Source organism: Maribacter sp. Asnod2-G09 (assembly GCF_045063795.1).
Lineage (GTDB): Bacteria > Bacteroidota > Bacteroidia > Flavobacteriales > Flavobacteriaceae > Maribacter.
The window spans coordinates 1333349-1348590 of record NZ_JBEFOA010000005.1 but is presented as its reverse complement, the minus strand read 5'-3'; the positions used below and the strand labels follow the sequence as shown (position 1 = coordinate 1348590).

13 protein-coding genes are annotated in these 15242 nt (G+C 33.4%); 6 read left to right on the top strand and 7 right to left on the bottom strand.

What is annotated here, in order from left to right:
* Position 1: 1 nt before the first annotated feature.
* Both ACJJVT_RS17835 and ACJJVT_RS17830 read right to left on the bottom strand, forming a co-directional pair.
* On the bottom strand, positions 2 to 1546 hold the full coding sequence (locus tag ACJJVT_RS17835; RefSeq protein ID WP_405400517.1) for a glycine--tRNA ligase: 1545 nt from the start codon (positions 1544 to 1546) through the stop codon (positions 2 to 4).
* A gap of 37 nt (positions 1547 to 1583) precedes the next feature.
* Positions 1584 to 2483 carry a hypothetical protein gene (locus ACJJVT_RS17830; RefSeq protein ID WP_405400515.1) on the bottom strand — a complete coding sequence of 300 codons (900 nt, stop codon included), beginning with the start codon at positions 2481 to 2483 and terminating at the stop codon, positions 1584 to 1586.
* 40 nt (positions 2484 to 2523) lie between these two features.
* On the opposite strand from ACJJVT_RS17830, the gene ACJJVT_RS17825 reads away from it, so the two are divergent.
* Both ACJJVT_RS17825 and ACJJVT_RS17820 read left to right on the top strand, forming a co-directional pair.
* Positions 2524 to 3231, top strand: coding sequence for a ComF family protein (locus ACJJVT_RS17825; protein ID WP_405400513.1), 708 nt, complete (start codon positions 2524 to 2526; stop codon positions 3229 to 3231).
* Between the two features lie 45 nt (positions 3232 to 3276).
* Positions 3277 to 4893, top strand: coding sequence for an Ig-like domain-containing protein (locus tag ACJJVT_RS17820; protein WP_405400511.1), 1617 nt, complete (start codon positions 3277 to 3279; stop codon positions 4891 to 4893).
* Here the strand turns inward: ACJJVT_RS17820 and ACJJVT_RS17815 are convergent.
* Together ACJJVT_RS17815 and ACJJVT_RS17810 are read right to left on the bottom strand one after the other, a co-directional pair.
* Complete coding sequence (locus tag ACJJVT_RS17815; RefSeq protein WP_405400509.1) at positions 4877 to 5665, bottom strand: amidohydrolase; 789 nt, start codon at positions 5663 to 5665, stop codon at positions 4877 to 4879. The genes ACJJVT_RS17820 and ACJJVT_RS17815 overlap by 17 nt on opposite strands.
* A 4-nt stretch (positions 5666 to 5669) precedes the next feature.
* Positions 5670 to 6134, bottom strand: coding sequence for an ankyrin repeat domain-containing protein (locus ACJJVT_RS17810; RefSeq protein ID WP_405400507.1), 465 nt, complete (start codon positions 6132 to 6134; stop codon positions 5670 to 5672).
* A 132-nt stretch (positions 6135 to 6266) separates the two neighbouring features.
* On the opposite strand from ACJJVT_RS17810, the gene ACJJVT_RS17805 reads away from it, so the two are divergent.
* The 3 genes from ACJJVT_RS17805 (at position 6267) to ACJJVT_RS17795 (ending at position 9455) form a co-directional block, all read left to right on the top strand.
* Positions 6267 to 8462 (top strand): PAS domain-containing protein, encoded by a 2196-nt coding sequence (locus tag ACJJVT_RS17805; RefSeq protein WP_405400506.1) that lies wholly within the window; start codon positions 6267 to 6269, stop codon positions 8460 to 8462.
* 12 nt (positions 8463 to 8474) lie between these two features.
* Positions 8475 to 8882: a response regulator gene (locus ACJJVT_RS17800; protein WP_405400504.1), complete on the top strand. Its 408-nt coding sequence runs from the start codon at positions 8475 to 8477 to the stop codon at positions 8880 to 8882.
* Positions 8883 to 9047: 165 nt separating this feature from the next.
* The gene (locus ACJJVT_RS17795) at positions 9048 to 9455 is read left to right on the top strand and encodes a response regulator (protein ID WP_405400502.1); all 408 of its coding nucleotides are present in this window, start codon (positions 9048 to 9050) and stop codon (positions 9453 to 9455) included.
* 2 nt (positions 9456 to 9457) lie between these two features.
* Here ACJJVT_RS17795 and ACJJVT_RS17790 read toward each other — a convergent pair whose 3' ends face one another.
* Entirely contained in the window at positions 9458 to 10792 is a 1335-nt protein-coding gene (locus tag ACJJVT_RS17790) for a DUF5689 domain-containing protein (protein ID WP_405400499.1), read from the bottom strand.
* A gap of 45 nt (positions 10793 to 10837) precedes the next feature.
* Positions 10838 to 13579 (bottom strand): TonB-dependent receptor, encoded by a 2742-nt coding sequence (locus tag ACJJVT_RS17785; protein ID WP_405400497.1) that lies wholly within the window; start codon positions 13577 to 13579, stop codon positions 10838 to 10840.
* Positions 13580 to 13686: 107 nt separating this feature from the next.
* Between ACJJVT_RS17785 and ACJJVT_RS17780 the strand changes: the two genes are divergently transcribed.
* Positions 13687 to 14727: an endonuclease/exonuclease/phosphatase family protein gene (locus ACJJVT_RS17780; RefSeq protein WP_405400495.1), complete on the top strand. Its 1041-nt coding sequence runs from the start codon at positions 13687 to 13689 to the stop codon at positions 14725 to 14727.
* A 55-nt stretch (positions 14728 to 14782) separates the two neighbouring features.
* Here the strand turns inward: ACJJVT_RS17780 and ACJJVT_RS17775 are convergent, their stop codons facing one another.
* A complete protein-coding gene (locus ACJJVT_RS17775; protein ID WP_405400494.1) occupies positions 14783 to 15223 on the bottom strand; it encodes a hypothetical protein in 441 nt (146 codons plus the stop codon).
* Between the last annotated feature and the right edge of the window lie 19 nt (positions 15224 to 15242).

Here is a 15242-nt window from a genome sequence, read left to right as displayed (position 1 = left end):
CCTATTCCATTTTCTTTAACCAGGTCTTCATATCTACTGCATCATGAATGATACCGTTCAATGCAGATATGGCAACACGCTCTTGCTCCATAGAATCTCTATGTCTAATAGTAACCGTTTGGTCTTCTAACGATTGGTGATCAACAGTAATACAGAAAGGAGTACCATTGGCATCTTGTCTTCTATAACGTCTACCAACCGCATCTTTTTCATCATAAACCACATTAAAATCCCATTTAAGGTCATCTATAATTTGGTGTGCTATTTCTGGCAAGCCATCCTTTTTAAGTAACGGTAAAATAGCCGCTTTTACTGGTGCTAAAACAGCTGGTAACTTAAGTACTGTTCTAGTGGTGTTGTTCTCCAATTCTTCCTCTTTAAGTGAGTTAGAGAATACTGCCAAGAACATTCTATCTAAACCGATAGAAGTTTCTAATACGTAAGGAACATAGTTTTTGTTTACCTCGTGATCAAAATACTGTAACTTCTTACCCGAGAATTTTTCGTGACTGCTTAAATCAAAATCGGTACGAGAATGAATTCCTTCTAATTCTTTGAATCCAAATGGAAAACGAAATTCTATATCTGATGCTGCATCTGCATAGTGTGCTAATTTCTCATGATCATGAAAACGATAGTTGTCTTGACCTAAACCAAGAGATAAGTGCCACTTCATTCTTTTTTCTTTCCAAACCTCATACCACTCTTTCTGTGTACCTGGTTGAATAAAGAATTGCATTTCCATCTGTTCGAACTCACGCATTCTAAAAATAAACTGTCTTGCAACAATTTCATTTCTAAAAGCTTTACCGGTCTGTGCTATACCGAAAGGAAGCTTCATACGACCAGATTTCTGAACATTCAAGAAGTTTACAAAAATACCCTGAGCAGTTTCTGGTCTAAGAAATAGATCCATTGCAGTTTCTGCATTGGCACCTAACTTTGTACCGAACATTAGATTAAACTGCTTTACCTCTGTCCAGTTTTTAGAACCTGACATTGGGCACGCGATATCCAATTCTTCAATAAGTGCTTTTACATCGGCTAAATCTTCGTTTTGTAAAGACTTACCCAATCTACTCAAGATTGTTTTTCCCTGCTCTTGATAATCAACTACACGCTGATTCGTTTGCAAAAACTGTTCTTTATCAAAAGCTTCGCCAAAACGCTTAGCAGCCTTGTTGACCTCTTTTTCAATTTTAGCATCAATTTTAGCGACGTAATCTTCGACTAAAACATCTGCTCTATATCTTTTTTTAGAATCTTTATTATCTATTAATGGATCATTGAACGCATCTATATGCCCAGAAGCTTTCCACGTTAGCGGATGCATAAAAATTGCAGCATCTAACCCAACGATATTATCATTGAGCTGAACCATGGCTTTCCACCAATAGTCGCGTATATTCTTTTTAAGTTCTACACCATTTTGACCGTAATCATAAATAGCACTTAAACCATCATAAATTTCACTAGATTGAAATACATATCCGTATTCCTTTGCGTGAGAAATTACACGCTTAAAATCATCTTCTTGCTTTGCCATGTGGCAAAAATAGAACAATAGCCCAAAAAAAAAATAATTATTTCAATTCAAATTCAGAAGAAGTAATCAAACGCTCATCTTCAAACACATTCAATGTATAAATACCTTCCATTAAAGAGCCTTCTGGTATGGTAATCGACTCACATAAAGACTGGTCTAAACCTGTAAAAATAAATTCGACTCTTTTGCTATAAACATTGCCGTTTACAGTAATGGTGTTGGCATTATCTTCAACAATTTGTTTGTTGGGATCTAAAAACTGTAGATAAATTACTTTCTCGTTATTAGCTTCACTTTCATCTGCCAATACGGTTACACAGCCTCTTAATTTTTCAATAATAGATGCTTTATTGGTTTTGGTTGGCTTTGTACCACGAATTAATCTAAAACCACTTCCTTCAGAATTAGCCATCTTTAAATAGCTCTTTGTCTTTAATTTCTGATTAAGTTCTAGTATTTTTCTTCTTTGTAATGCCTCAGCTTCTGCTAAAGAATTACTATTTGCCCTTAAGTTTTCAATTTGCTTACGAGACTCATCATACTTGTCGGTAAGTAACATGTTGTTATAACGTAAGAAATTGTTCTTTAAGAGTAAACTATCATTCTTAGATTCTAACCTGCGTAATTCCGTTTTGAATTCTCTTAATTTTTGAACCGTAAAATTTAATCGCCCTACAGAATCTAAAAGCTCTTGTACCTTATATCTAGAATCTTTCAATTCAATATCGTTCATTTCGCTTTTTGCAGACAAACGAGCCACATCGGCTTTCATAATCGTAAGATCTTTAACAAGAATTTCTTTCTCTTGTTCTAAAAAGTCTATTTGATCGTTTGATTGCGCATAACTGTAGTAGAATGCAATTAATATTGCTATAATAACCGCAACAAATGCCGCTAATATTATTTTATAATTGAATTTATTATCTTGACTGTCCATTTAAAAAGTGGGCTGTAGGTTGTTTAATCTGTAAAATTTGATGAAAAACAGAATTTCAAATATACTAAAGGATGTTACGAACATACTCTTACCCATATCATGTTTTGGATGTAATGCACGATTATATAGAGGAGAGGTTCTTCTCTGTACATCTTGCCGACACCAATTACCACTTACCGAGTACACCTTTAACGATGAAAATGCAGTTGACCGTATTTTTTATGGTCGAATTAACATAAAAAAAGCAAATTCATTCTTATTCTTTACCGAAATTGGAATCGTAAAAAACCTTATTCACTTCTTAAAATATAAAAATCAAGAAGGGATAGGAGAATTTTTAGGCGATTGGCATGGTCAAGTTTTGAAGCAGCAAGGACATTTGCCAAAAATCGACTTTGTAATTCCCGTTCCCTTGCACAGAAAAAAACTTAAGAAGAGAGGTTATAACCAAGTGGCACTTTTTGCGAAGCAAATTGCACTGCACATCAATTCAAATTATACAGATGATATTTTGATAAAAACTGCCAATACCAAAACACAAACTAAGAAAAACAGATTAAGCAGATGGTACGATAACCGTTCGTTATATGAAATCAAAAACGGAGAAAAACTAGTAAACAAAACAATATTATTGGTCGACGATGTTATAACGACCGGAGCGACTATGGAAATTTGCGCTAATACCTTCAAAGATATTGAAGGTGTTGAAATTTACATATCAAGTATGGCAGTTGTTCCAAAGAATTAGATTTCTATAAAATATGTTGTTACTTTGCGGTCGATAATTACACTAATGGGCAGAAAAATTTTAGGTTTTATATTTGTTTTTATTATCGTTTTGGTGTCATACCAATGTGCACAACGAGGTACACCGACCGGTGGACCAAAAGATATTACTCCACCAGAATTAACAAGGGCAGAGCCACCAAATTTAACAACCAACTTTACGGGGCAAAAAATTAGATTGTATTTTGATGAATTAGTGAAGTTAAAAGATATTCAAAAACAGCTTATAATATCTCCTCCTCTAAAAAATGCCCCTGTACTTTCACCTATTGGCAATGCCAATAAATACGTAGAAATTACTATTAAAGATACACTCGAGCCAAATACAACCTATACTTTTAATTTTGGACAAGGTATTGTCGATAATAACGAAGAAAATCCGAAATCTTTTTTTACCTATGTTTTCTCTACTGGCGATTATATTGATTCATTAACATTAACGGGTGTAGTTAAAGATGCATTCAATAAAAAAGCCGATGATTTTGTTAGCGTAATGCTTTATAAAATTGATACTAGTTATACAGACTCTACCGTTTATAAGAGACCGCCAAATTATATTACCAATACTTTAGATAGTGCAGTTATATTTAAACTTAACAATTTAAAAGAAGGCAAATATGCTTTGTTTGGTATTAAAGATGCCTCAGGCAATAATTTGTTTGATCAAAAAACCGATAAAATAGGTTTCGTACGTGATACTATAAACTTACCTACAGATTCTATTTATTTGCTAAATCTATTCAAAGAAATTCAAGATTATGGTGTAGCCGTACCTAGTATGGAAGCCAGCAATAGAATAAGTTTTGGCTATTATGGCGAGGGTGACGACATCAAAATTGAAACCATTACCGAAATACCCGATACCGTTAAAACTAAGATCACTAAAGAAAGAGAAAAAGACACGTTGAACTTTTGGTTTACACCTTATGAAATGGACTCACTTCTTTTCGTTATCACCAATGAATCTTTAAAAGTAAAAGACACCTTTAAAGTCAAAAACAGAAAAGTCGAGTTTGACTCCTTAAAGATTTCTATGAGTCAAAATGGAAATATTGAGATGGACAAACCTATAAACCTTCTAAGCAACACACCATTAGTTAGTTTCGATAGCACTAAGATTAAATTGATGGATAAAGATTCTGTAGAAATTGCTTATCAATTAAAGTTCGATACTGTAGAAAATTTATTGCACTTTAATTTTAAAATCGAGCCTGACCAAAGCTATAGAATGGAACTTATACCTGGTGCGGTAACCGACTTTTTCGAAACATCTAATGATTCGGTCGCTTATTCTTTTCGAACAAAGAGCATTGCAGATTATGGTAACTTAACTTTAAATCTAAATGGCAGCACAATCGTTTACCCAATAATTGTTCAGCTTACCAACGAAAAAGGAGACTTACAGCGAGAAATTTATGCTACCGAACCACAGGAATATGTCTTTAACAATTTAAATCCTGGTAAATACCAAGCTAGAGTCATATTCGACATGAACGGTAATGGAAAATGGGATACAGGTAGTTTTTTAGAACATAGACAACCTGAAAAAATTAGCTATTACCCTACGTTAATAGAATTACGTGCTAATTGGGAAAAAATAGAGACGTTTAATTTGATAGATTAAAATCATCGCGATCATTTAAAAAGCGAAGCTTATTTCGCACTAAATCGATTTCATCTTTTACCAATTCAATAATAATAGTTTCTTCTTTCGCAGAAAGTGCAATTAATTCTCCGAGTGGGTCGTATACGCTAGAATGCCCAGGGTACTGATGTCCTACTTTGTCTTCTCCTATACGATTTACCCCAATACAATATACCATATTCTCGATGGCTCTTGCTTTCAAAAGTGCATCCCAAGCATTGATTCTTGGTGTAGGCCAATTTGCAGCATATAATAAAACATCAAAATTTTCTGTGTTTCTGCTCCATACCGGAAAACGAAGGTCATAACATACTAATGGGCAGATGACAAAACCTTGGTAGTCTATTATTAGTCTTTCTGTACCTGCAGTATATTTTTCATGTTCACCAGCTAAAGTAAATGTATGTCGCTTATCATACTTTTCATATTCGCCATTTGGTCTTACAAAAAAGAGTCTATTGTAATAATTGTCATTATCATGAAAAGCGACACTACCAACTACTGCACTATTTTTATTGGCAGCCATTTTCTTCATCCAATTTAGGGTTGTTAAACCTTCTTCTATTTCAATATTAGCAGGTGACATTGTAAAGCCAGTAGTAAACATTTCGGGTAAAACTATTAAATCAACAGGTTCAGCGATTTGATCGATTTTGGCGCCGAACATTTCTCTATTTGCATGTGGATCCTCCCAATGTAAAGTAGATTGTATTAGTGCTATTTTTAAACGACTGCTTTGCTTTTCTTTCATACTACTACTCCAACAAATCAATAAAAGCGTTTAAACCCTGCGTTTTCGCATGATCTAAGGCACTATTGCCCCTATTATCTTTAATTGTTTTATCTGCACCATTCGCTATTAATAATTTTGCGATTTCTAAGCGATTAAATTGTGCAGCATAAATTAGACAAGTTGCGCCCATAGCATTACGCTCATTTAGATGCGCCTTCTTATCAATCAATAATTTTGCAAGGTCAGTAAAGCCTTTGAAGCAAACACCCATTAAAGCTGTATTACCAGATGCATCTACGGCATCGATTTTTGCTCCTTTGTCCAATAGTAGCGTTGCAATTTCCATTTCATCATAATAGGTAGCTAAAATTAAAGGTGTTGAACCTCTAACATCTTTACTATTGACGAGTATAGGGTTCTTCTCTAACATGGCTTTAACCTCATTAAAACTACCTTCTCTTATCTCTTTAAAAAAAACCTCGTTCATAGTTTTGTATTATATATTATTCTTATTCACGACAATATGAAAGTAATTAAATCAAGATGTATTTTCTTACTATTACATAATTTTTTCCTACCTTAAAGATAATATGTACCTTTAAATTAAAATCTAGAACTTTTGAAAACATTAGCCGTTGACTTTCTTTTAAAAGAGTCCCCCAATGCAATCGCTATCGTGGACACTAAGTTAAACTTTATTAGTTACTCTAACCAGTGGCAAGAAAAATTTAGTTTAAGTGAAATCGATATCATCGACAAAAATTTATTTGATCATACAATTGAAACTCCTAGCCTGTTTAAAGTTGCTGTAAAAAATGGTATAACAGGAAAAGAGGATATAAATATTGGGCAAAAATTTATGTTACCAGATGGCAAGCTACAATGGCTAAAATGGAAAATTATACCTTCTACTATTGAAGATCATGGTTTTGACGGAGCCATTATATTTTTAGATGATATCACTGCCGTGCAGAAAGAACTTGAGCTTTTACATAAAGCAGAAGAAGTAGCCAGAATAGGTTGTTGGGAGCTTGATTTAATTAACAACACTGTTAACTGGACAAAAACAACAAAAGATATTCATGAAGTGGATATAGATTTTATTCCAAATTTAGAGGAAGGAATAAATTTTTACAAAGAAGGAATTCACAGAGACAAAATTTCTTATTTAGTAAGTATTGCAATTGCCGAAGGAAAATCTTTTGACACAGAACTTATTATTGTCACCGCTAAAAAAAATGAAGTTTGGGTTCGGGCTAAAGGTGAAGTTGAAATATTAAACGGAAAAGCAGTTAGACTTGTCGGTACATTTCAAGATATAGATGAACGAAAGAAGATTGAGTTAGCTCATCAAGAAATCTCTGAACGCTTAACAATAACAACTCAAACAGCACAAATTGGAACATGGAATTACGATCTGGTTGAGAATGAACTAGAATGGGATAATGAAATGTATAGAATCTTTGATTTAGATAAAAATCAATTTTCAGGCGCTTTCGAAGCATGGTCATCTACCATAGATCCAAACGATAAGGAAAGAATACTAGCCGCTACCAATGACGCTATAAAGGGTTTGAAAGATTTTGACGAAGAATATAGAATAAAACTTCAAAATGGATCTACTAGATATATTAAAGGTATTTCGAAAACTATTAAAGATATAAATGGGCAATCCATTAAAATGACAGGTGCCAATTGGGATATTACAGAACTTCGTAGCACCGAAATAGAATTAGCCAAAAACACTAAGTTATTTGCTAAAACTTTTGAACATTCTGCAATTGGTATGGCACTGGTAAGTCCAGAACTTAAATGGTTAAAAGTCAACAAAAGTCTATCTCATAGTTTAGGGTATTCTGAAGAAGAGTTACTAAAAATGAGCTCGATGGATATTACTCACCCAGATGATTTACCTGGCAGCAATTCTTATAAAAAGAAAGTAGTTAATAGCGGTAAAGAAAATTTACAATTTCAGAAAAGATATTTTCATAAAAATGGCAATATAGTTCATGCAATTATTGGGGCAACCCCTGTAAAAGATACCAATGGCATTGTAAATCATGTAATTACCCAATTTTTAGATATTACCGATAGAATAGAAGCACAAAAAAAACTAGAAGCATTGGTAGATGTTACCAAAAGCCAAAATGAAAGTTTAACCAATTTCGCCCATATTGTTTCTCATAACCTTCGTTCGCATTCTACCAATATGACTATGCTTACCAAGTTTCTAAATAAAGAAGAAGATGAAGACGAGCGTAAAAATATAAATCGAATGATTACAAGCGCAACTGAAAGTTTATCTGAAACTATTGCGCATTTAAATGATGTTGTTCAGGTTAAAACCGGAGCACTTGAAAAATTACAAAGTATTAGTATACTCAATACTATTAACCAAATTACTAAGAGCATCAATGGTTTATTAGAGGAACAAAATGCTAAACTTAAAATTGACATAGAAAAATCACATTTTGTAAATGCAGTACCAGCATATTTAGAAAGTATATTCTTAAATGTACTTACGAACGCCCTAAAATATCGGTCGAAACAACGTACACCTGTTATAGAAATAAAATCTAAAATTAAAGGAGAAGATATTCTAATTTCATTTACGGATAATGGCCAAGGAATAGACTTAAATCGACATGGTAACACTATTTTCGGTATGTATAAAACTTTTCATAAGCATAAAGATGCCAAAGGTATTGGGTTGTTCATTACCAAAAATCAAGTCGAATCAATGAGCGGTAGTATTAGTATCGAAAGTAAAGTCGACGAAGGCACGACCATTTTCATCAAACTTAAAAAGAGCTAAACAAAATTGATTATGAATAAAGTTCAAAATTGCTGTATAATAGATGATGACCCCATATTTGTATATGGCACCAAGAGAATAATTAAAGAAGTAGATTTTGCAACTTCTGTATTAGTATATAGTAACGGACAAGAAGCTCTTGACGGCCTTACAAAATTATGCATGGCCAGAGAACCATTACCCGATGTTATCTTTTTAGACCTGAATATGCCCATACTAAATGGTTGGGAATTTTTAGACGAATTTAAAAACTGTAAAAGCAAAAGATCAAAAAAAATCGTAATCTACATCATCAGTTCTTCTGTTGACCCAAGAGATTTAGAACGGGTTAAAAACTACGAACAAGTAGATACTTATATTTTAAAACCCATAACACCAGATGATCTTGCCAAAATTTTAGGAAATTTTACCAAAAATTAAATCAGAAATTTCACTTAAAACTTAAAACATTATTGTTAATAAAAATGGGGGCAACTTGTTTTTATCAATCTTAAAGTTATCTAGCCATTTTAATAACTTCGTGAAGTGTAATGTTTTTTTCTACATCTTGAATCTGAGTGAGGTTTACCTTTGAAATAATTTAAAATGAGTATATTTTCTAGTTGTTGTATTATTGATGATGACGAATTTTTTTCGGTTAGTAGTAAGAGTATCTTAAAGCAACATAACTTCAGTGATAATATTCTTTATTATTCTGGTGGTCAAGAAGCTCTTGATGGTTTAATTGGTTTATTGGTCGAAAATATAAAGCTACCCGACGTTATTTTTTTAGACCTAAATATGCCAAATAGAGATGGTTGGTCATTTTTAGAAGAATTTGAAGCACTGCCCGAGGATAAAATAGGGCATATTAAAATTTATATTACCAGTTCTTTTATTAGCCCTAAATACATGGAAAAGGCTAAAGACTACAAATTGGTTAAAGATTATATTGTTAAACCTTTAACTGAAAGTGCCGTTAAAAAAATAATCGATTCTAAAGAAATAGCATAAAGTTATCTCATACCTGGGCTAAAATCTAACGGAGCATTTTGAGGCTGATTTATTGTACCCGCATCGCCCGTATCATTGTAAATAGTCCATTCGCTTGCTGTAAAAACTGGATTTCCAGAAACTACACCTAATTTACGTACAGCAGCACCATCTTCAAATTCGTGGTTGGTATTGCTACCATCTTCACCAATAACACCAAAAATATCTATAATGTTACCGAAAGGGTCTACTAGTACAATAGTATCGTCGCCATTAGAATCTGCCGGGGAATTTGTGCCTACTGCAATATCAGCATCAAAGCCATATACATTTTTAAACTCTTCTGAATTGGGTGAAATTACCAAGAGCCCATTTCCTTCAATTATATACTCAGACAAATCTATGCCTGAACTTACCTCTATATTATCATTTGTATAACGTTCCAACATCCATCCTTTTAATGATAGATTTTCTTCAGATGCATTATAAAGCTCTACAAACCGAGCTCCAGCATTATTGTTCGGATCTGCAATTTCAGATATAAAAATTGAGGAAGATGTAAATTCATCTATAAATTCTTCACAACGTTCTTGGTTGAATAAAAGGTCTTCGACACTTCTTAGAATTAATTGATACTGATTATTATCTTTAGTCAACAACCCTGTGGCAGTTCCCATTTTATCTGGGAGTATTTCGGCTTGAAAATCAGCATAACCACTGTTTACTATTACCAATTCGTTATCGCCACAATCAACCAATGTTCTCAATGTTTCTTCTTCTTTAATCGCAAATGGTTCCCCTAGCTCTTCTTGCTTAATTTCTACATCAGTTACAATAACCAATGTATTCAACATAACTTCATTTAATTCTGAAATAACAACTGAATTGGGTTCAATACCCACATTCTCTTTACAAGAGGCCAATATATGGTCAAAAACCACATTTTTAGGCAGTCTACCTACACTACGATTACCAAAAGAGGTAAATACACCACCAATTTTATAAATCCCTTTAGACTCGCCCAAATACAACCCTTTTAACTTTACGATTATTTGCTGACCCACATTAAAAAACAAATGAGCATCTCTTAATTCTAATTCGATTTTCATTCCACCTAATGGATTACTTTGCTCGTCTTGAAAATGTATTGTATTGAAAAAATTACCGTCCTTGTCCGAAGAAATCACATAACCACTAATAACCAAGTCTTCTTGAATCTGAATAGTCTCGCCATTATACATATTCTTTAATTCTGACAAACTAATAAATGTATATTCAGCATCAGAACATTCTAAATCTGGCGCATCAAATTCTCTGTTCTTTACACAAGATAATAGCATAAGAGCGATGACTATCATGAAACAAAATATGTTACTTTTTATCTTCATACTATTTGTATCCTATTAAAAACTAAACGCAAAATTTAAAAAATAGGTTCTACCGAAGCCATACCAATACTTAGGCGCAAAAGACGGATTGCCACTAAAATTATCTTGCTTTAACTGACCGTAATTACCATTTCTACTCTGCTCATAACCACCCGTTCTAAAAGTGGTGTCAAAAAGATTGTTAACACTTGCAAAAACACTAATGTATTTACCTTTTTTAAGCCAAGATTTACCGCCAACCACATTTAATAAATAGAAATTATCTAATGGTTTCTGCATTAGTAATTTTTGAACATTTTCATCTGTTGCATCAGGAAATCTTAACTGGGTTTCTGGGTCGATTAAAAAACTCTGAGTTCTTGTTATCGTAGAAATATTGGCATAGTTATTTGCGAGATAGTTGGCAGATGCACTAATCCACCAATATTTGGGATCTCTATATTCTATACCTGCTGCAATTGCTTTCTGCGGACCTTGCGCCAGCTTATAATCTTTAACTGCCGATTGCCCCAAAAACTTAGAACCAGAAATATCGATTAAATCTTCGGTTGCACCTGCTGTATCAAAATTAATTGTTACAAAAGGGTTGCTTGCATATTCATGTTTTGCCACAGAGCCAACTAATGATAATTTAACAGCACTAGATACTTGGTATTCTAAACCAAGTTCAATACCTAAATGTAATTTGTCTAAATCAGTGAGCACTTCTTGAACGAAATCTGAACCAACACCCGAATCAACGAAGAAGAAATTTACATCTGTTGTATTTTGAAAACGAGTATAAAATCCTGTAAATCTACCTGTCAATTTTGGCATTCTAAGAAAGTAAGTAGCATCGACACTAGTTAAGGTTTCGCTTTGCAAATTGGGGACTATAGCATTATTCTCCCTCGGGTTTATAAATACATTTTGTAAAACGGGTGCTCTATTTATAAGAGCGGCATTTACAGAAACCCAATGCCTACCTGTTATGGTATAAGATGCGCCTGATTTTAATGACCAATTTGAAAATTTGACCTTTTCGCTATCCCCAAACGAATTATCTATAAAGCGCTCATTCCTAAACAAACCTTCTCTTTGATAATTAACGATAGCATACTTACCAGCAACAAACGCCTTTACTTTATTATAATGCGCATTTAACTGCGTATAGATATCAATATTGCTTCCCTTTAAATTATAGTTGTAATTAAAAACCGCACCATCACCTTTATTTACTTCAGATGAAACATCATTTAATGTTTCTGAGAACGTATCGATATCACGATGATAATCTGCCCCTAACAAATCATTTATTTGGGCATAATTTTTAGAATTCAACTGTCTGTGCGTTGCCCCTAAATCGAGTTTAAAATGACTATCAATATCTATATTGGCAGTAGCCCTTGCAGTAATCTGATTATCTTTTGTAGTATCATCATACAGCACATAAGCCGCTTCTCCGTTTTGGCTTATACTGGTATTCGCCTTGTATATATTTTCCCAATCTAATTGAGGATTTTCAATAAAGCCTTCTTCTGCTTGTATTGCACTTTCGAAGTTGGCACCAATAGGGGAGTTCAAATAAAAACTAGGCAAATATCGATAGTATGTAGGATCAGGATTTGGAGCATTATAATACCCTAAACGACTTCTCTTGTATATACCTGTTTGATAGCCCAAACCTGCATTAATTTGTAAACTTTTAGATTCATGATGATAGTTGAATAGAAATAATGGCTCGCGAATATGTCGCTCTCTAGAATTTCTGATTTTTCCATCTTGAATACCAGCATATGGATTATATCTGTTTCCTTGAATTTCTTGTACTTCTTCTGTGATTGCAGAAGACCGCCCTCTTCTATTTGATGCTACAATGGCAGTAGCTGAAATTGTATTTTTTTCATTTAATAAATATTCGACTGAACCATAAACAGAATAAGAATCATACAACGTACCATCCATATACCCTTCTTTTGCCCAGCGACGAGAAGCTGAAATAATATAGGCAAATTTCTCATTTTTAACTCCAGAGTTATAAGTTGCCATCAATCTGCCGCTATATGTTCTATTGGAAAGTGAAGAAGATAATCGCGTACCTGGTCTTAAGCCAGATGGTCGCAAATCTATATTTGTGTTCCCTAAAATTCCTCCAAAAGTAAAATCTGATGCTTCTAAGCCATTCGCATATTGTTGGTTTCTGATAACATCATTTAATCCGCCCCAATTATTCCACTGTGGCCTGCCATCATACATTTTATTCATTGGCAATCCGTTTAGGTGTACTTCACCATATTGCGAATCATATCCTCTTACCCTAAAAAATGCCTGACCAAAATCAAAAGCTGCCCTGTTTAGAAAAATATCTTTCGTGGATTGTAATAAAGCAAGTGCGTTAGAATTTATCTCATCATCTAACAACTCGTCATCGGTAATATTTATGAGATTTATAGATTTTTCTACAGTCACATCTCTTTCTAAAAAAATGACACCTAAGTCAATAATATTGTCATCAAGAAATACGGGTATTCTTTTGATATCGTAATCAGGAGTAGAAATTTGAAGTATAAATTCTCCTTTATTGGAAGTAATCAATTTGAATTCTCCTAATTCATTAGTAGTTATCGGTGTAGATTCTCCTTCTAAGACTATTTCTGCATTAGCAATTACCTCATTTGTAATCTTTTCTTTTATTATCCCCGAAATTGTCGCTGTACTTTGAGCTTGTATGAAACATATTTTAATAAAAAGTAATAAAAACAGGGTATGCTTAATCATTCTATATCTTAAGACCTTACTAATGAACTATTAAGATACTATTTAAGAAATAATTAACGTGAATTTTCCGTATACTCGCTTATAATTAAGATAAAATACCCTCAATAATGAGATTACTACTTCTTATTTGCTTCTTTTCCCCATTACTCACATGTGCCCAAAAATCTGATACTTATCAAATTAGAACCGTTGCTTTCTATAATCTAGAGAACCTATTTGATACTAAAAACGATACTTTAATTTTTGATGATGACAGAACTCCCGAAGGAAAAGACAAATGGACAGAAGAACGTTACCTGAACAAATTAGAAAATATATCAAAGGTTATTTCTGAAATTGGCGCTACAGATAATAAAACGGCACCAGATATTGTAGGGGTTTGCGAAGTAGAAAACCTAGGTGTGCTTGAAGATTTAGTACATCATAAGAACTTAGCGAAATTCAATTACGGAATTGTACATTTCGAATCTCCTGATGAACGTGGTATAGACGTTGCGCTACTCTATAAGAAAAGTGCCTTTGTACCTGTTAATTTTAATAGCCATCGATTACTACTTTTTAACCTTGAAGGTAAACGAGATTACACCAGAGACCAACTCATTGTAGAAGGTTTATTAGATAATGAAAAGATATACTATATGGTAAACCATTGGCCATCTAGAAGTGGTGGTGAAGCAAGAAGTAGACCTTTTAGATTAGAAGCTGCCAAACTGAATAAACGTATTATAGATTCTGTTCAAAGACAAGACACCAGTGCCAAAATTATAAGTATGGGCGATTTTAACGATGACCCTATAGACCCTAGTTTTAAAAAAATATTACTTGTTGAAAAAAACTCTAAGAATTTGGATTCTTTAAGCCTCTATGGACCAATGGAAAAACTTTATAAAAAAGGAAGAGGTTCTTTAGCTTACCGCGATAAATGGAATTTGTTCGACCAATTATACATGACATCTTCCCTTATAGATACCGAGCGAGAAAGCTATAGTTATTGGAAAGTGGGCATATTTACCCCTGAATATTTAATGGACCCAAAGGGAAAATATAAAGGTTACCCATTACGGACTTATGCAGGCGGAAGTTATATTGGTGGTTATAGCGACCATTTTCCTGTATACCTGCACCTCATTAGAAAAGTTCAGCAATAAAAAAAGAACCTAATACTAATGCATTAGGTTCTTTATAATTTTTAAATCTACAATTTTAGTTAAACCATTGCCCCCAAGGAATTCTACTTAGAATAAGCAATAATCCAATACTGTAGAAAATAGCAATGCTTTTGAATTTTTTAGCTCCGTCAACAAATTTCTTATGTCTTGACCAACCTATGGTTATAGATGCAATTGCCAGTATATTAATGAAAGGATGCTCTACTGCCAATAAACGTGCGGCAGAAGTTAAACCACCCATGCCGAACTCTTGTATTGCGCTTAATCCGCTTGGAGAAACAAAATATAATATTAGACCTACTAATAATTGAATATGGCATAAAATAAGCGCAAAAAGGCTTAATCTAAGATCTTTACCCATATTAAAGATTCGCTTACCGACAAGACCTGAAATAGCATTAATAACTGCTAAGATCAATACAGCCAATGCTATATAAGCCAAGTATGAATGTAGCATGTGAATAGTTTCGTACATAGTTCTAATTTTAAGTTTT